Genomic DNA, 16,740 nt, shown 5'->3' with positions numbered 1-16,740 from the left:
TTTTTACTTTTATTTTCATCTGTTTGATGGATTTTTGTGCGGGTTTGAGATGGGGGTTGTGCCCGCGTGCAAAAATGCCACTTTCGGTGTCGAGAATGCATGGAGACCGGGCATGACGGAAATACTCGACAATGTGCGTACGCAGTTGGAACGGCTGGAACTTCCGGACGGTGGCAATGTCATATCCCGTGACATGGTGCGTGCGATGCGCATTGAAAACGGCGAAGTGCGATTCGTGCTGGAGGCGCCGAGTGCCGAAATGGCCCGCCAGATGGAGCCGCTGAGGGCCGCCGCCGAGCGCGCGGCGCTTTCCGTCGAGGGGGTGCGTTCGGCTCAGGTTGCGCTGACGGCGGAGGCGGCCGAGGCCCCCGCGCCCACGCTGAAGGTCGGGCGGCATCCCGAGGGCGGCAGCGCCTCGATCCGGCCGGGCGGGGTAAAGTCGATCCTTGCGGTGGCGTCCGGCAAGGGGGGCGTGGGCAAGTCGACCATGGCGTCGAACCTAGCGGTGGCGCTGGCGCGGGCGGGGCGGCGCGTGGGCCTGCTCGATGCGGATATTCACGGGCCGAGCCTGCCACGGATGATGGGCGTGACCGAGCGGGCCAGCAGCCCGGACGGCAAGATCCTGACACCTCTGGCGGCGCATGGCGTCAAGATGATGTCCATCGGGCTGATGATCGAGGAGGACCGCGCCGTTGTCTGGCGGGGACCGATGCTGATGGGCGCGCTGCAACAGATGATGAGCCAGGTGGACTGGGGTGATCTGGACGTGCTGCTGGTGGATCTGCCGCCTGGGACGGGGGACGTGCAACTGACCCTGTGCCAGAGGGCGGCGCCGACCGGCGCGCTGGTGGTGTCGACGCCGCAGGATGTGGCGCTTCTGGATGCGCGCAAGGCGATCGACATGTTCAACACGCTTAAGACGCCGGTGCTTGGGCTGATCGAGAACATGTCGATGTTCCACTGCCCGCAATGCGGGTACGAGGCGGCGATTTTCGGCCATGGTGGCGTGGCACAGGAGGCCGAACGGCTGGGCCTGCCCCTGTTGGGCGCCTTGCCGATCGACCTGGATACGCGGCTGGGTGGCGACGCGGGCCGACCTGTCGCGCTGGGGGATGGTGCGGTGGCGGAGGCCTATGCCCGGCTTGCGGACAGGCTGGTGCAGGGCGGGATGGCGTAGCGCCTTTCGTTCATGGGAGATGCCGGGAATGGTGGGTTTTACCCGCCCTACCTGCGTTGCGCCCGCAGCCCCACCGTCACGGTGTCCTGACCCTCCATTAACCCCTCGTTGATATTTCCCTGAGCCCGGGTGCGGTCCGTTTCGCGCCTATGGCTGGCAATCACGTGACGCCTGGGGGACGGCCCCCGGCGCGGAAAGGGAAATTCATGAACAAGGCAATTACCGATGGCATCGTCTTCATGCCGCCGGCCTTCGCGAACGGGCTGGATGTCTGGTCGAGCGAGAACGGCACGCCGGGGTCGGACACATATGATAGCGCCGCCAATGCCGCCTTCGTCCCCGCCGACCAGGATTTCGGCGGCGCGCTGGAGGTCCAGAAGGTCCAGGGCACGCAGAAGCTGCGTTACATGGGCGAGACGCCGATCCTGCCCGGCTGTTACCTGCAGATCACCGCGCGGGTGAAGGCGGTGTCCGGCAACCTGCCGAACGTGCGGATCGCCGGCTGGGCCGGGGGCGCGGGAGGTGCCCACGTGACCGGCCTGACCGAAGTGGGGCCGAGTGTTGCGCTGACGACCTATGGCGAGGTGGTCGAGGTCACGGCCATCGTCGGCAGCGGCGAGCGTGGCGGCGTCGAAATGGTCTGGGGAACCGGGCCGCTTTACGGGCATTTCGGCATCGACCTGACCGGGCCGAATGGCGGTGTGGTGCGCATCGACGATATCCGCATCGAGGATGTGACGAATTTTTTTCTGCGCGACATCGTCGGCATGGTCGATGTGCGCGATTACGGCGCGCTTGGCGATGGCAGCACCAATGATCTGCCGGCCTTCGAGGCGGCAGACGCTGCAGCCAACGGGCGCACGGTGCTCGTGCCGGCGGGCACCTACTATCTTGCCGACAGCCTGACCATGCAGAGCAAGGTCAGTTTCGAGGGGGAAGTGACCATGCCCGTCGACAAGATCTTCGAACTGGTCAACGATTTCGACTTTTCCAAGTATGTCGATGCGTTCGGTGGCGATACCGAGATGGCGTTCAAGAAAGCCTATCAGGCGCTGCTGAACAACCCGGGGCATGTAGAGCTCGACATGAAAGGGCGCAAGGTGGCCCTGCGCGAACCCGTGGACATGCAGGCCGCCGTGCCGAACCGCACAACCTACAAGACGCGGCACCTGATCAAGAACGCGCAGTTCTCGGTGTTTCCGGGGCCGAACTGGGACACGGATACCGTCACCTCGCAGGCCACGTACAACGCCGGTGACAACAAGCGGCTGACCAACGTGGCCAACGTGGCCAACATCCAGGTGGGGTCGCTGGTGACCGGCAACGGGGTGGGGCGCGAGGTTTACGTGCGTGCCAAGAACGTGGGCGCCCAGACCGTGACGCTGAGCCAGCCGCTTTACGATGCGGAAGGCACGCAGAACTACACCTTCAAGCGCTTCAAATACATGTGGGATTTCAGCAGCTTCGACCAGATTTCCAAATTCGCGGTGTCCAATATCGAATTCCAGTGCGGCGGCGATTGCAGTGCCGTGCTGCTGCCGCCCGCAGGATCGGCGATCCATTTCCGGGATTGCTTTTTCACCCAGCCGCGCGACCGGGGCATCACCAGCCACGGCGAGGGCGACCAGGGGATGATGATCGACCGCTGCCAGTTCCTGTCGCGGGAAAGCCCGCTGCTGGTGCCGGACCGAACCACGATCGGCGTCAATTGCAACGGCAACGACATCAAGATCCGCAACTGCCGCTGCAACTTCTTCCGGCATTTCGCGATCCTTGCCGGTTCGTCCAGCGTGATCATGGGCAACCACTGCTTCCAGGGTGACAGCGCCGATCCGGGCCCGCGCAGCGCGATCTTCGTTTTGGCGCGGACGAACAACCGGGGCACGTTGACCGGCAACTATATCTGCGACGGGTCGATCGAGTGGACCAACGAATATGACGAGGCGCCCGATTTCTCGAGCGAGTTCTCGTTCAGCGCGCTGTCGATCACCAGCAACGTGTTCCTGAGTCAGAGCACCGCGCCATCGTTCAATTTCCTTTCGGTCAAGCCCTATGGCCCCGGGCATTTCATCAACGGGCTGACGGTGACAGGCAACACGGTGCGGCTGATCGACGGGCCGATCGACCGCTTCGAAGGTATCGACACCAGCTTTGCGACGTTGAATTTCGAGCGGTTCCGCAATATCCGGTTCGAGAACAACGCCTATTTCAACGTCAATATCCAGGTGGAGAACCCTCTGGTGATGCAACACACCGAGGCCAGCGCACAGAAGACCTGGGTGGTGGCGCCGCATCCCAAGCTGCCATTCGAGGCCTGGGCCCAGACGGTCGAGGCGATCGTGCCCGAGGGGGCGATCCGAGATGCGGGCGGAACAGCCTACTTTGGCGTTCCCTACTACGACGGCAAGGAAGGGCCGAACAAGGACCAGGTCAACCTGCGTTGGGAAAAAGCGGTCAGTGGAACGGTCACGATGCGGGTCCGGATCGACGATCTGATCTGACCTGCGGGCCATAAGCGTTTCGCGAAACGGCTCAGAACTGGTGCCAGATGCCGATCTTCAGCTTGAAATCATCGGCATCTGCCACCCCGGCGACAAGTCCGACCTCGACGTGATGGCCCGGGGCGATCCGGTGGACATAGGACGGCGCGAGCTTGGCGTAGGGATCGCTTTCGGTCGGAATGCCGGTTTGCAGTTGCAGGATGATCTTGGCCTCGGGACTTGGGTTGAAGCCGAAGGTGATGTCGGTTTCCAGCACTCCATCGAAACTGCCGTAAATGACGGCGCGACTGTCGATGCTGATCCAGCCGGGCAATTCCCCGATCTCGACCCCGCGGCCGACACCGATCCCGGGGCGCAGCGCGAAGGTTTCTCGCGCCATCCCGAGGCCGAATTCGGCGGCAATGCGCGTGCGGCGGTCGGCGGCGCCGATGGGCCAGCGAAGAAATGCGATGGCCTTGGACATGTCTTGGTCATGCGCGCCGGCGTCGAGGCCCAGGGTCAGGCGGTTTGTCAGGCCGTGCTCGGCATAAAGCGAGCCGTAGAATCCGCTGCCATCGGAAATGCCGTTCTCAAGATCCGTCTCGATGGAGTAACTCAGGAAGGTCTTGTCCTCGCCGCGCAACCACGGTCCGGCCAGAGCCGGCGCGGCAGTGGCGATTAGCAGAACGGGAATGACGACGCGTTTGAGCGGCATGGCACCTCACGCGTTCAAAGTGATTAAAATTGGTAAACGCCCGGTTAACGGAAACCGGTCATTCCGGGCTGTCCGACGTGTCGAGGGCGACTGCGACCAGGCCGAGCTGACGTGCACCGGCCACGGACAGGATATCAGAATCGAATCCCTGCGGTTTTTGGAAGCTGCGGATGGCGGCACGGGTACGGCGATCCATCTCGCCGTTGATTGGCCCGTGATAAAGCCCGCGCGCCTTGAGCGCACGCTGAACCGAGGCATTGAATTCGGGAGTCATCTCGGCGCGGCAGGGGACCCGGAACCGGGTCACGCGCCGTTCCTGCACGATTTTCTGCGAAGTTTCCGTCCGGTAGCTGGCAGGACGCGTCACGGTGCCGTCATCGGCTACCTCGGCGGGGGTCACGAGAATCTGCTCGGTCACGGTTTCCACGACCGCAGGCGAGGTATCCTGGGCCCAGCAGGTTCCGGGCTCCGCACCGGGGGGCGGCGTGTTCAACCGCTGCACCGTTTCGGGGTCGGCGCTGCCACCGGGGATGTCTCCACAGGCGGTCAGCGCCAGCAGAGCGCAAGGGGCAATCAGGGTCGGTCGTATCATCTGCTCGTGCCTTTTCAGGCGTGTTTTGCAGCATCTTAACCGGTTTCATGCGCTTGGGGAAGCATGCTGTCGCCGGTGCAGTCCAGCAGTCGGTCGAGCAGGGGGGAGATATCCTCGACCTCCTCGGCGACGACGTGCACCACGCCCGATTGCCGCTGAATGCGCCCGGTGATGCGCAACAGCCGCCCGGCGATGACGGCACGGCGGAACTTTTCGTAAAGCGCGCGCCAGACCACGACGTTGACCACGCCGGTCTCGTCCTCGAGCGTGAGAAAGATCACGCCCTTGGCGGTGCCGGGGCGCTGGCGCAGAATGACCAGCCCCGCCACCGTCACACGTGCGCCGTCGGGCGGATCGCCCAGACGCACAGCGACCAGCGCTGCAGGCGGGCGAGGCCAGTCATGGGGCGTGGCGGCGGATAGAACCTTCATGAGAACAAAAATAGAACATGCAGGATTTTAAGCAACTCTTTTCCCGATGATGTCGCAAATGGGACTGGTATCGCCTAAATGGCGCGGCTAGGAACCCTAGAAAGACGCAAGCGACGGGAGCCCGGTTACATGGCGAAGATCACCTATATCGAACATAACGGCACCAAGCACGAGGTGGAGGTCGCCAACGGCCTGACCGTGATGGAAGGCGCGCGCGACAACAACATTCCCGGCATAGAGGCCGATTGCGGTGGCGCCTGTGCCTGTTCGACCTGCCATGTCTATGTCGATCCGGCCTGGGTCGAGAAGCTGCCGGCGAGGGACGACATGGAAGAGGACATGCTGGACTTCGCGTTCGAGCCCGATCCCGAGCGCTCGCGCCTCACCTGTCAGCTGAAGGTCAGCGACGCGCTGGACGGCCTTGTCGTACAAATGCCCGAAAAGCAGATCTGACCCGCCTCTTCTTCTGGCCATAAATATCCCGGGGGTGGGGGGGCTGGCCCCCGCTTTACAACGCGTGCGGGGGCTGGCCCCCGCTTTACAACACGTGCGGGGGCTGGCCCCCGCTTGAACCCGCGTGCGGGGCCGGCCCCCGCATCGGTCGGATTGCGCTTAGCGCGGTTCGAACCTCAATCCAGCGCCCGCCACCCGATATCGCGCCGGCAGAACCCCTCGGGCCAGTCGATCCGGTCGATCATCCCGTAAGCCCGGTCGGCCGCTTCCCGTAGCGTATCGCCCCGCGCCGTGACGTTCAGGACCCGTCCGCCGGTGGCGATGATCCGACCGTCCTTTTCGCCTGTGCCGGCGTGGAACACCATGTGAAAGCTGTCCTCAATGCAGTCGTCCAACCCTTTGATAGCACTGCCTTTCTCATAGGCGCCAGGATAGCCTTGGGCGGCCATAACCACGGTCAGCGCGTGATCGTCGGCCCAGGTGGCCTCGACCTGGTGCAGGCGCTCTTCGGCGGCCGCCTGCATCAGGTCGAGCGCCTGTGCCCCAAGCCGCAACATCAGGACCTGGCATTCGGGGTCACCGAAACGGACATTGTATTCGACCAGCCTGGGCTGGCCGTCCTTGATCATCAGCCCGGCATAGAGCACGCCCTGGTAGGGCATGTCGCGCTCGGCCATGACGCGCAGGGTGGGGCGGATTATCTCGTCCAGTGCCTTTTCAGCCACCGCATCGGTCAGGACGGGCGCGGGAGAATAGGCGCCCATGCCGCCGGTATTGGGGCCGGTGTCGCCTTCGCCCACGCGCTTGTGATCCTGCGCGGTGCCCACGGGCAGGGCGGTCTGGCCGTCGCACAACACAAAGAAGGACGCCTCTTCGCCGTCCATGAACTCCTCGATCACCACCTCGGCCCCGGCGCTGCCGAAGCTGCCGCCGAACATGTCGTCGATGGCGGCGTGCGCCTCGTCCACGGTCTGGGCGATGATCACGCCCTTTCCGGCGGCCAGACCGTCGGCCTTGACGACGATGGGCGCGCCCTGGCCCGTGACATAGTCCTTGGCTGCCTGCGCCTCGGTGAAGTGGCCATACGCGGCGGTGGGAGCGTTCGCGGCGTCGCAGATCTCCTTGGTGAAGCTCTTGGAGGCTTCGAGCTGGGCTGCCGCCTTGGACGGGCCGAAGACGAGAAAGCCCCCGTCGCGCAGACGATCACCCACGCCAGCAGCCAGCGGCGCCTCGGGGCCGATGACGATGAACTCGATGGCGTTCGCCTCGCAGAAACTCACCACGGCCGCGCCGTCTTCGATGTCGAGCGCCGCGCATTCGGCGATCTGCGCGATTCCGGCATTGCCCGGCGCCACGATCAGCTTGTCGCATTTGGGGTTCTGCATCACCGCCCAGGCCAGCGCGTGTTCGCGCCCGCCGCCGCCGAGAATGAGGATATTCATGGCACCGCTCCGTTGGATTTCGCCGTGTGCTTAAGCGCTGTGCCTTCCGGTGGCAAGCGACCGCCTGCCGCGGGAACGGATCAGCGCGCAGGGCGTTGCGGAAGCACAGTGTGTTTGAGTGATGAAGGAGTAACAGAAATGCCCAAACTGTCGAACCGAAAGGTCGCGATACTGGCAACTGACGGCTATGAACAATCGGAACTGGAAAAGCCGCGCGATGCGCTGCTGAGCGAAGGCGCCGAGGTGCATATCGTTTCGCTGAAGGCGGGCGAGATCCGCGGCTGGGATGAAGATGACTGGGGCCGGTCGATCACCGTCGACAAGACACTCGATGCGGTCAGCCCACGTGATTACGACGCGCTGGTTCTGCCCGGCGGTCAGATCAACCCGGACCTCCTGCGCGCGGACAAGAACGCGGTGGAGTTCATCAAGTCGATTTACGAGGCCAAGAAGCCCATCGCTGCGATCTGCCACGCGCCGTGGCTGCTGGCCGAGGCGGGCATCGCCAAGGGACTGAACCTGACGTCGTACCATTCGATTCGCACGGACATGGAAAATGCCGGTGCAAAATGGGAAGACAGCCCGGTCGTCGTCGATCAGGGCGTGGTCACAAGCCGCAATCCGGGTGACCTGCCCAACTTCTGCGGCAAGATGATCGAGGAAATCTGCGAAGGTCGTCACGAAAGCCGCGCGGCCTGACCTTTCCAACCGGGGCGGGATGCGTCAAAGATGGGGTCATGTCTGACCTCATCGACGAACCCGCCCCGGGCGAAAACGCCCCGGAATTCTCGGTCTCCGACCTGTCGGGGGCGATAAAGCGCATGATAGAGGGAGAGTTCTCCCACGTGCGCGTCAAGGGCGAGGTGGGCCGGGTGAGCCGACCTCGCTCTGGTCATATCTACATGGATCTGAAGGACGATCGCTCGGTTCTGGCAGGAGTGATTTGGAAGGGCGTCGCAGGGCGCCTGGCGATCCAGCCCGAGGAGGGAATGGAAGTCGTTGCGACGGGCCGGTTGACCACGTTCCCAGGACAATCCCGGTATCAAATTGTCATCGAGGACCTGAAGCCCGCGGGCATGGGCGCGCTGATGGCGATGTTGGAGGCCCGGCGCAAGGCGCTGGCGGGCGAAGGTCTGTTTGCAGCGGAACGCAAGAAGCCGCTGCCTTACCTGCCGGAGGTGATCGGGGTGGTGACCTCGCCGTCGGGGGCTGTCATCCGTGACATCCTGCATCGCCTGCGCGACAGGTTTCCCCGCAAGGTACTGATCTGGCCCGTGGCCGTTCAGGGAGATAGATGCGCACCCGAAGTGACCCGGGCCATTCAGGGCTTCAACGCGTTGACGCCGGGGGGCGCGCTGCCGCGACCCGACCTTCTGATCGTGGCGCGGGGCGGAGGCAGTATCGAGGATTTGTGGGGGTTCAACGAAGAGACGGTCGTGCGCGCCGCGGCGGCGTCGGCGATCCCGCTGATCTCTGCCGTGGGACACGAGACGGATACGACCCTGATCGATCTTGCCTCGGACAAGCGTGCGCCGACCCCCACGGCGGCAGCGGAGTTGGCAGTGCCGGTGCGGCTGGACCTGCTGGCATGGCTCGATGGGCAGGAAGGGCGGCTGCTACAGGCGCTGAGAGGCCAGGTGACGGTTCGGCAACAGAGGTTGCGGGACCTGAGCCGGGCCCTGCCGAGGGGCGAGGCGTTGCTCGACGGACCACGCCAGAGGCTCGACGGGCTGGCCGACAAGCTGCCCGGTGCGTTGCGCAGGTCGATTCAGGTACGTCAGGTAAACCTGTCGGAAAAGGCGGGGGCGCTGCGGCCCGGCATGCTGCGCGAGCGGGTGCGAAACCGGCGCGAGGGGTTTGCGTCGCTGGCGGCGCGGATGAACGTGCGCACACTGGAGCGCGACATCAGGCAGAAGCGGTCCGATTTCGATCGGGTCGCCAAGCGGCTGGCGGATGTGGGCGCGCGGCAGATCTGCACCTGGCGCGACAGGCTGGCATCGCAGGACCGGCTGCGCGAGACGCTGGGCTACAAGGCGACGCTGGAGCGCGGCTATGCCGTGGTGCGCGGCGACGGCGCGCTGGTGACGACGAAGGATGCGGCACAAGCCGCCAGCGCGCTGGAGATCGAATTCGCCGACGGGCGGCTGGCGGTTGGCGGAGGCGATGCACCCCGAAACCCGCCGCAATCCAGTGCCCCAGATCCCAAGCCGAAACCCGCCGCGAAGGCAAAGAAGACACCGCCCGAGCAGGGTAGCCTGTTCTAGGGCAGTCTTAGACGCCGATTTCCGGCCCCAGGCAATGCAGCGGCTCGCCCGTCTGTTCCATTTCGTAAAGTTCGGTCTGGGCCGGGTCGTTCTCGAACTGCGCCACGAGGCCGCTGCCCGAGCGCTGGAAACTCCAGCATTGCGGCTCGGGCTTGTTCTCGTAGACGAAACAGATTAGGCCGTCGTCTTCGTACCATTCGCCCTCCTGGCATTTCCCGTCGAGAAAAGACCAGCGCACGCGGCGGTTCTCGAGATATTCCTCACCGCCGTAGGGCGCGCCTTGGGCCCCGTAGTAAAAGGTCTTTCCGCGTGTGTAGGCGTCGAACTCCGCCGCGGACATGTAATCCTGTGCGGCAGTGGCGAATGGGGTAACGAGCAAGAGCAGGACCGGTATGAGGCGCATGGGATGATCCTGCCAGATGGGCGCAAGGGTTGCCATCGCGTTATTCGCCAGCCATGGCGCGCAAGGCGCGTTCATCGGCGCGTTCGCGCCATCTGGCACATCGGCGGTCCATCATGCGACGCCAGAGCGTCGGAAACAGCGCGATTGTGGCCATCAGAGGCAACGGCAGCGGCAGCATCGGCATGGTGTCACGGTCAAGCTGAAGTGCCGGGTAGCTGCGCGACGGCGTGACATGGTGGTCCGAGTGGCGCGGCGCGTTGAGCATGAGCGCGGAGGAGAACCAGTGCGGCGTGTTCCACGAATGGTGCGGACCCACCGGCTCTGTCCGGCCATCGGGCAAGGTGGCGCGGCGCAGACCGTAGTGCTGAACGTAGTCCGATAGCAGGATCTGCATCTGTGCATAGAGCGACAACGCCACGACCGCGAAGAGCGCCTTCGCGCCCCCGAGAACGAGTGCACCGCCAACCATGGCCGCCGCACCGCCGAGATAAAGCGCGTATGGGTGAGTCCAAAGCGGTTTGCGGCCTGCGCGCAAGCGGTTCTCGGCCGCGAGCCCGGCGCGAAACGATCCGGCGCTGGCCCGTAGAGCGTAGCGATAGAAGCCTTCACCGCGTCTGGCGCTGTTGGGGTCCTCATCGCTACCTACGTGGACGTGGTGCACGCGCAGATGGGCGCTGGCGTGGTGGCCGACCAGCAGGGACGTGTAGATCAGGCGGCCCAGTAAGCGTCTTGCGCGGCTCGGGCGGTGGATCAGTTCATGCGCGACCGGGTGCGACACCTGGCCAAAGAACAGACCTGTCGCAAAGCCCGTCAGAAAGCGTTCGATCCCGCCGAGGCCAGAGGGGCCGGCGATGGCCCAGAGTGCGGCGGCGTAAAGCGCGAAATGGGATAGTCCCAGCACCGTCAGCAGCGTATCTGCGGCGGGAAATTCGGCATCGGGGTCGGTGAAGGCGGCCTCTGCCGCGACCAGGCGGTCGAGCAGGAATGTAAGCACGGTCAGATAACCCAGGGCGATCCAGGCCCAGGCGCCGCCAAGCATGGCAGCGAGCAGGATCAGGACGACAGGAAGACAGGTCGCGATGGTGAAGAGGCGAAGCCCTTGCATGGAGTTCCTTTTCTGGCGCTTCTTCCCGGGGCCTTACCAAGTGGCGATTACGATTCGCTTGATCGTGCCGTTTGCAATCTGCGCTGAATCATCGGTGTTCGGCGGGGAAGGCGCAAGGGTAGCAAGGTCGCGGTTGCCAAGGGGCGGGAAAATGCAATCTGAGGTGGATTGATGCTCGGGCTGGTGACATTTCTGGGGCTAATCGGCCTGGCGCTGGCGGTGTTTTACGGCGCGCGCCAGGTTCTCGGCGCGCCCGCCTGGGGGCGCTCTTGTGTCAAGGCGGGGTCGGTCGTGGCGCTGGCGGCGGCAAGCGCTGCATGCGGTGCGCCGTGGTTGTTGGTGGCGGCGCTGCTTGTCTCGGCGGTAGGCGACTGGATGCTGTCACGACCGGGAGACTCCGCTTTTCTGGTCGGCGTTGCCGCCTTTGCGTCGGCGCACATGGCCTATGCCGCGCTGTTCCTGTCGCTGCCAGAGGGCGGGCTCAATCATTTCGGGGCAGGGAGCGCGGTGATTGGCGGGGCGCTTCTGATCCTGGGGCTGGCTATGGCCGTGGTCCTGTGGCCACGGGCCGGGGCGCTGCGCGGGCCGGTGCTCGCTTACTTGGCGGTCATCCTTTGCATGGGATGTGCCGCCCTGGCGGTACCGCGCACCGGCGCATTGTGGTTGGAGCTGCCCGGGGCGGTGCTCTTCGTGGCCTCGGACACGGTCCTGGCGTTCGAGCGGTTCGTGATCCGCGCCGATCATCCGGCGGCGCGGGGCATGGCGGGTTTCATCTGGGGCAGCTATTGGAGCGCGCAGGCGTTGTTCACGCTGGCGTTCTGCCTTCAGTCGTTTCGATAGACCGCGCAGATGCAACCTGCCTTCTTGAACTTCGCGCAGTCGCGCCAGGCGGCGTCCCGGCTGTCGCGCCCGAGCCGAGCCATGAAATAGCCGCCCCTGGGACTGGCGCGGCTTTTCTCGAACAGCAGGTCCGGTTGTTCCTCGCCAATCAAAGACGTACAGGCGCGCGTTTGCGCCTTGAACTTCGCCAGAGACGCTTTCTTTGTAATGCCGAAGGCCATCTGGATGCCCCACGGCTTGACCTTCGGCAGATAGGATTTCAGTGCGGTCATGCGGCGGTTGCGGGCAAGGTCGAAACAGGCCTTGTCAAAGGGCAGGTCGTGCGACAGGCGGAGATCGGGTGTCGGCACGGGGTCTTCCGTCCAGCTAGGGTAGGGGACGCCGGTGATGATGTGGACGTAATCGATGGTTTCCTGTGCCAGTCCGCCGGTGCCCGCGATCAGACCTTCGGCACGGCGCTCGCCGCCGTTGTAGCCGATGGCGGCAAGGCCGAGATTGCCATAGCGGCGGGCCATTTCAGCCAGGTATTGCGCAGAATGATCGAGCGCCTCGGCCGGATTGTAAGGGTCGGAGAGGCCGCGCAGCTTGGCGGTGGAGGGAATGAACTGGGCGATCCCGCGCGCGTTGGCGGGGCTGAGCGCGTTGGGGTCGAAGCGGCTTTCCTGCCAGATCAGGCGGGCGAAGAAATGCGGGTCGATGCCGTGGCGGGTGGCGAAGGCCTGGATCGCGTTGCAGGTGTCGTAGACGAAATGCGCCTTGCGGATGCAGAGCGGCGGCCCCCATTTGTTGGTGGAGCAGATCGTTTCCGGCGGCGTCGCGAAGGCGGGACCGGGCAGCAATAGGACGAGCATCAGGGCAAGGCGTTCGAGCATGGTGCCATGGTCTGCGGTGCCCGGCGCTTGTCAATGGTGGGTTTTCATCGGAGGCGGGGCGGTTTAACTGGAGAGGTCAGAAATCAAGGGTGTCTCAATGGCGTTTTTCCGCAAGCTGAAGGACCGTTTGTTCAAGTCTTCCTCGAAGCTGGAGGAAGGGCTGGACGCGATTGTCGAGGACGGGGGCGAGGCCGAGGAGGTGACCGAGGCGGCAGAGCCCGATCCGAAGCGCGAACCGAGCTCGGAGCCAGAGCCGACGCCGGAACCTAGCCCTGAGCCCGAGCCTCAGCCGGAGCCCGAGCCGACGCCTGAACCGGAACCGTCGCCAACGCCGGAACCTGAGCCGACGCCCGACCCAAAGCCGGCGCCTGACCCCGAACCGGAGCCTGAACCAGAGCCCGAGCCCGAGCCCGAACCCGAGCCGGAGCCTCGGCCCGAACCGCGTCCGACACCGCCGCCGGAGCCGAGACCGGACCCGTCGCCGCCGGAAATTCCCGCGCCGCCGACGGAGGTGCCCCCCACGGCGCCGCAGGAAGTGCCGCAAACACCGCCACTGGAAGATCCGGTGCGCCGTCCCGATCCGCAACCTACTCCGACGCCGATCGAGATTCCGCCCGATACGCCGAAAAGCGAGGCCGCTCCGCAAGCGCGGTCAGGCCTGCTGGGCCGTCTGCTGGGACGCGGCGAGGCGAAGACGGTCGTACGCCGTGTGCTCGACGACGACATGCTGGAACAACTCGAAGAGCTGTTGATTACCGCCGACATGGGTGTGGATACCGCCCTTCGCGTCACCGCGAACATGGCCGAGGGGCGCATGGGACGCAAACTGTCGAGCCAGGAGATCAAGGAACTGCTGGCGCGCGAGATCGCCCGGATCATGGAACCGGTGGCCAAACCGATGCCGATCTACCCGAAGCGCCCGCAAGTGGTGCTGGTGGTGGGGGTGAACGGCTCGGGCAAGACCACGACAATCGGCAAACTGGCGAGCCAGTTCAAGGCGGCGGGCAAGTCGGTGGTGATCGCGGCGGGCGACACGTTCCGCGCGGCCGCCGTGGAGCAGTTGCAGATCTGGGGCGACCGCGCGGGCGTGCCGGTTCTGACGGCACCCGAGGGCAGCGATCCCGCGAGCCTGGCGTTCGATGCCATGGACAGGGCCGAAAAGGACGGCGCGGACCTGCTGATGATCGACACGGCGGGTCGGTTGCAGAATCGCGCCGACCTGATGGAGGAACTGGCCAAGATCGTGCGCGTGATCCGCAAGAAAGACCCTGATGCGCCGCACAACACACTGTTGGTGCTGGACGCCACGACGGGGCAGAACGCGCTGAGCCAGGTCAAGACTTTCCAGCAGCTTGCCGATGTCTCGGGGCTGGTGATGACGAAACTCGATGGCACCGCCAAGGGCGGCGTTCTGGTGGCGCTGGCCGACAAGTTCGGGTTGCCGATCCATGCCATCGGCGTGGGAGAGCAGATCGATGACCTTGCGCCCTTCGATCCCGAGGATTTCGCCAATGCGCTGACGGGTCTGGAAGAGGGCGCGCGGGCGTGATCGAAGAGACACTTGCGCGGTTCAGCACGTTTGAGCTGGCGTTCGACACGACACTTTTCATTGCTGTGGCGAGTGCGGTCTGGACCGTGGTCAATCGTCTTGTCCAGGCAGCCTATTTCCAGTTGTCCCTGCGTACGCGGGAGTTCGAGTTCATACTGGAACCGCATAGCGGCGTGCCGCAGAACATCACCAGTCTGAACCTCTTGCTGATCCGATATGGCAACGACACCTATCTGAGTTCGCTGGCGAGTGATCAGGAACGCCATCACGGGCGTCTGCGCAACAAGGTCATCCGGCTGTCCGAGGTGCTGCCAGCCTAGGCTGGGCCGATCAGTGTCAAGCTGCGGCTGCACAAGCGGCTGGGCACTCAGTTCAAGCTGTTTGTCGAAGTCACCGGTGACCCTGCGCCGGTCATCGACTATCTGAATGGACACGACACGATCGTCGATGTCGTGTCAAAAGAGCGGCCCAAGCTGTCGCCGCAGGATCCGCAGCGACATCGCATCTTCTTCCTGCTGGATCGGCTGGACAAGGAAAAGACGGTCGACGGGCACGTGAACAATTTCATCTATCCCGTTTGAGGCAGACACGCCTGTGAATTGCGTGGTGTCAGTGCGTCCCCATCATCTTTTCGATCTGGCGCAGCACGAGCAGCACGCAGACGACGATCGCGGCGGCCATGGCGGCCAGCGGAATCTGGCCCGCGCCGCAGCCGAGGCCCACGGCGCCGGCGAGCCACAACGATGCGCCGGTTGTGACGTTGCGCACCTTGTCGCCGGCGGTAAAGATCAAGCCGGCGGCGAGGAAGGCGACCCCGGCAGTGACAGCCTCGATCATGCGGATGGGGTCGTTGCGCTGCTCACCGTTGTCACCGCCGAAATCCATTGCGGCCAGTTCGCGCCCGATGATCACGAAAAGACAGGCGGCCACCGAGACGAGTATATGAGTACGCAGGCCGGCGGGCTTGTCGCGCAGCTCGCGCTCGAACCCGATGCAGGCACCGAGCACCATGGCGACGCTGAGCCGCGCGAAGGCCACCGACGCCGGTACCACCGAGAATGTACCCTGCACTTCGTTGATGATCTGGTCCATGAACGCGACGAGCATAGGTTGCATGAAACGTAAACGATGTGGTGCCATGTGGGTTCCCTCGCGTCGCCTGACTTTCGAAGCGCGCGGCCAGGAACGAAAATCTCGGGCGGACCTTTCCCTTTTCGAAGCGCTGGGGTACGGGACGACCGTGGCGCAGGTGCAGGCCTCGGGTCTTGGGGTCCCGGATCTGCGTTCACCCGGAGAAGCCGACGGGTCTTGCGCGAACCTTGTCCTGCTTCTGGACAACCCGGAGGGCGATTTGCACATGGTTGGTATTTCGGATGCGCCTTGGTTGCGCCGGGAGAGGGAAACGTTGCCGCCCCGGACCAGACACATGCCGGAAAACGAGTGTTCCTTCCGGGGGACTTATGGCGGCTGAGGTGCGGAGCGGGCCGTCCCGGAGGTGTGACACCGGCACATGAGCGAATGGATCATTTCCTTGGAGGGGACCGAGGCCGGTCACCGGCTTGCGCTCGGGCTGGCCTTGCTGGCCGCGGTTTTGCACGCGCTGTTCGGGGCGTTGCAGAAAGGGCGGCACGATCCGTGGCTGACTCGAGGGGCGATCGACGGAGCCTATGCGCTGATGGCGGCACCCTTCGCGCTGTTCGTGGTGCCGTGGCCCGAGCCGCATATGTGGGTGATCTTTGCCACCGCGTGGCTGATCCACACGCTCTACAAGATATTGCAGGCGATGGCCTACACGCGCGGGGCCTACACGGTGGTCTATCCAGTGGTGCGCGGCACCGGGCCGCTCTTTACGGTGATTGGGGCCTATCTGCTTTTTGGTGAGGTGTTCAATCTCGTGCAGTGGGCCGGCGTCGGCGTTCTGCTGGTCGGTATCTACGGCCTTGCGATCTATAATCTGCGGACGATCAAGCTGGACCGCGAAACCATGCCGGCGGCGCTGGGGCTGGCGGTGCTGACGGGCCTCTTCGTGGCGCTCTATACCACTTACGACGCCTACGGAATCCGGGCCACCGCGGACCCGTTTACCTTTCTTGCATGGTTCTTCCTGATCGACGGGCTGATCTTTCCGGTCATTGCCTATCGTCGGTGGCGCGGGATGGAGAACGCGCCCGAGCCGGGGCCGCTACTGCTGCGCGGCTTTGCGGGCGGGTTCATCGCGTTCTTCTCCTTCGGCTCGATCATGATGGCCACAAGACTGGACAAGGTGGGCGAGGCGGCGGTGCTGCGCGAGACGTCGACGGTGTTCGCCGCCCTGATCGGTTGGTTGGTGCTGAAGGAAACTGTGGGGCCCCGGCGGATCGCGCTGATGGCATTGATTGCAACCGGCGCGGTCATAGTTGAGAGTGGCGGCTGAAGCG

The 16,740-nt window shown here is 64.4% G+C and carries 18 protein-coding genes; 10 read left to right on the top strand and 8 right to left on the bottom strand.

Annotated features, from left to right (window positions below):
- The first annotated feature begins 112 nt into the window (after positions 1 to 112).
- Both RBB31_RS12790 and RBB31_RS12785 read left to right on the top strand, forming a co-directional pair.
- The gene (locus RBB31_RS12790; RefSeq protein WP_306129691.1) at positions 113 to 1,177 is read left to right on the top strand and encodes an Mrp/NBP35 family ATP-binding protein; all 1,065 of its coding nucleotides are present in this window, start codon (positions 113 to 115) and stop codon (positions 1,175 to 1,177) included.
- 206 nt (positions 1,178 to 1,383) lie between these two features.
- A complete protein-coding gene (locus RBB31_RS12785) occupies positions 1,384 to 3,678 on the top strand; it encodes a glycosyl hydrolase family 28-related protein (protein WP_306129690.1) in 2,295 nt (764 codons plus the stop codon).
- A gap of 31 nt (positions 3,679 to 3,709) precedes the next feature.
- Here the strand turns inward: RBB31_RS12785 and RBB31_RS12780 are convergent, their stop codons facing one another.
- The 3 genes from RBB31_RS12780 to RBB31_RS12770 are packed head-to-tail and all read right to left on the bottom strand — an operon-like array spanning position 3,710 to position 5,395.
- Positions 3,710 to 4,372 carry a hypothetical protein gene (locus RBB31_RS12780; protein WP_306129689.1) on the bottom strand — a complete coding sequence of 221 codons (663 nt, stop codon included), beginning with the start codon at positions 4,370 to 4,372 and terminating at the stop codon, positions 3,710 to 3,712.
- A gap of 58 nt (positions 4,373 to 4,430) precedes the next feature.
- Positions 4,431 to 4,964: a peptidoglycan-binding protein gene (locus RBB31_RS12775; RefSeq protein WP_306129688.1), complete on the bottom strand. Its 534-nt coding sequence runs from the start codon at positions 4,962 to 4,964 to the stop codon at positions 4,431 to 4,433.
- A 35-nt stretch (positions 4,965 to 4,999) separates the two neighbouring features.
- On the bottom strand, positions 5,000 to 5,395 hold the full coding sequence (locus RBB31_RS12770; RefSeq protein WP_306129687.1) for an OB-fold nucleic acid binding domain-containing protein: 396 nt from the start codon (positions 5,393 to 5,395) through the stop codon (positions 5,000 to 5,002).
- A 129-nt stretch (positions 5,396 to 5,524) separates the two neighbouring features.
- Between RBB31_RS12770 and RBB31_RS12765 the strand changes: the two genes are divergently transcribed.
- The gene (locus RBB31_RS12765; protein ID WP_306129686.1) at positions 5,525 to 5,848 is read left to right on the top strand and encodes a 2Fe-2S iron-sulfur cluster-binding protein; all 324 of its coding nucleotides are present in this window, start codon (positions 5,525 to 5,527) and stop codon (positions 5,846 to 5,848) included.
- A gap of 176 nt (positions 5,849 to 6,024) precedes the next feature.
- On the opposite strand, the gene purD is transcribed toward RBB31_RS12765, so the two are convergent.
- Positions 6,025 to 7,290 (bottom strand): phosphoribosylamine--glycine ligase, encoded by a 1,266-nt coding sequence (gene purD / locus RBB31_RS12760; RefSeq protein WP_306129685.1) that lies wholly within the window; start codon positions 7,288 to 7,290, stop codon positions 6,025 to 6,027.
- Positions 7,291 to 7,428: 138 nt separating this feature from the next.
- Between purD and RBB31_RS12755 the strand changes: the two genes are divergently transcribed.
- Positions 7,429 to 7,989: a type 1 glutamine amidotransferase domain-containing protein gene (locus RBB31_RS12755; RefSeq protein ID WP_306129684.1), complete on the top strand. Its 561-nt coding sequence runs from the start codon at positions 7,429 to 7,431 to the stop codon at positions 7,987 to 7,989.
- Positions 7,990 to 8,027: 38 nt separating this feature from the next.
- Positions 8,028 to 9,554, top strand: coding sequence for an exodeoxyribonuclease VII large subunit (gene xseA / locus RBB31_RS12750; protein ID WP_306129683.1), 1,527 nt, complete (start codon positions 8,028 to 8,030; stop codon positions 9,552 to 9,554).
- Between the two features lie 7 nt (positions 9,555 to 9,561).
- Here xseA and RBB31_RS12745 read toward each other — a convergent pair whose 3' ends face one another.
- Both RBB31_RS12745 and RBB31_RS12740 read right to left on the bottom strand, forming a co-directional pair.
- Complete coding sequence (locus tag RBB31_RS12745; protein WP_306129739.1) at positions 9,562 to 9,957, bottom strand: hypothetical protein; 396 nt, start codon at positions 9,955 to 9,957, stop codon at positions 9,562 to 9,564.
- A 40-nt stretch (positions 9,958 to 9,997) separates the two neighbouring features.
- The gene (locus tag RBB31_RS12740) at positions 9,998 to 11,062 is read right to left on the bottom strand and encodes an alkane 1-monooxygenase (RefSeq protein WP_306129682.1); all 1,065 of its coding nucleotides are present in this window, start codon (positions 11,060 to 11,062) and stop codon (positions 9,998 to 10,000) included.
- A 171-nt stretch (positions 11,063 to 11,233) separates the two neighbouring features.
- Here RBB31_RS12740 and RBB31_RS12735 point away from each other — a divergent pair, with 171 nt between their 5' ends.
- The gene (locus RBB31_RS12735) at positions 11,234 to 11,902 is read left to right on the top strand and encodes a lysoplasmalogenase (RefSeq protein WP_306129681.1); all 669 of its coding nucleotides are present in this window, start codon (positions 11,234 to 11,236) and stop codon (positions 11,900 to 11,902) included.
- On the opposite strand, the gene RBB31_RS12730 is transcribed toward RBB31_RS12735, so the two are convergent.
- On the bottom strand, positions 11,887 to 12,774 hold the full coding sequence (locus RBB31_RS12730; RefSeq protein ID WP_306129680.1) for a lytic transglycosylase domain-containing protein: 888 nt from the start codon (positions 12,772 to 12,774) through the stop codon (positions 11,887 to 11,889). The genes RBB31_RS12735 and RBB31_RS12730 overlap by 16 nt on opposite strands.
- A 97-nt stretch (positions 12,775 to 12,871) precedes the next feature.
- Here RBB31_RS12730 and ftsY point away from each other — a divergent pair, with 97 nt between their 5' ends.
- The 3 genes from ftsY (at position 12,872) to RBB31_RS12715 (ending at position 14,904) form a co-directional block, all read left to right on the top strand.
- On the top strand, positions 12,872 to 14,323 hold the full coding sequence (gene ftsY / locus RBB31_RS12725) for a signal recognition particle-docking protein FtsY (RefSeq protein WP_306129679.1): 1,452 nt from the start codon (positions 12,872 to 12,874) through the stop codon (positions 14,321 to 14,323).
- On the top strand, positions 14,320 to 14,643 hold the full coding sequence (locus RBB31_RS12720; RefSeq protein ID WP_306129678.1) for a hypothetical protein: 324 nt from the start codon (positions 14,320 to 14,322) through the stop codon (positions 14,641 to 14,643). Before ftsY ends, RBB31_RS12720 begins: the two co-directional genes overlap by 4 nt.
- 132 nt (positions 14,644 to 14,775) lie before the next feature.
- Entirely contained in the window at positions 14,776 to 14,904 is a 129-nt protein-coding gene (locus tag RBB31_RS12715; protein ID WP_306129677.1) for a hypothetical protein, read from the top strand.
- Between the two features lie 28 nt (positions 14,905 to 14,932).
- Here the strand turns inward: RBB31_RS12715 and RBB31_RS12710 are convergent, their stop codons facing one another.
- Positions 14,933 to 15,415 (bottom strand): MgtC/SapB family protein, encoded by a 483-nt coding sequence (locus RBB31_RS12710; protein ID WP_306129676.1) that lies wholly within the window; start codon positions 15,413 to 15,415, stop codon positions 14,933 to 14,935.
- Between the two features lie 418 nt (positions 15,416 to 15,833).
- On the opposite strand from RBB31_RS12710, the gene RBB31_RS12705 reads away from it, so the two are divergent.
- Positions 15,834 to 16,736: a DMT family transporter gene (locus RBB31_RS12705; protein WP_306129675.1), complete on the top strand. Its 903-nt coding sequence runs from the start codon at positions 15,834 to 15,836 to the stop codon at positions 16,734 to 16,736.
- Positions 16,737 to 16,740 lie beyond the last annotated feature (4 nt).

This window comes from Roseovarius sp. MMSF_3350, assembly GCF_030733425.1.
Taxonomy (GTDB): Bacteria; Pseudomonadota; Alphaproteobacteria; order Rhodobacterales; family Rhodobacteraceae; genus Roseovarius.
The sequence above is the reverse complement of the archived record's forward strand: the minus strand, read 5'-3'. Positions and strand labels throughout refer to the sequence as shown.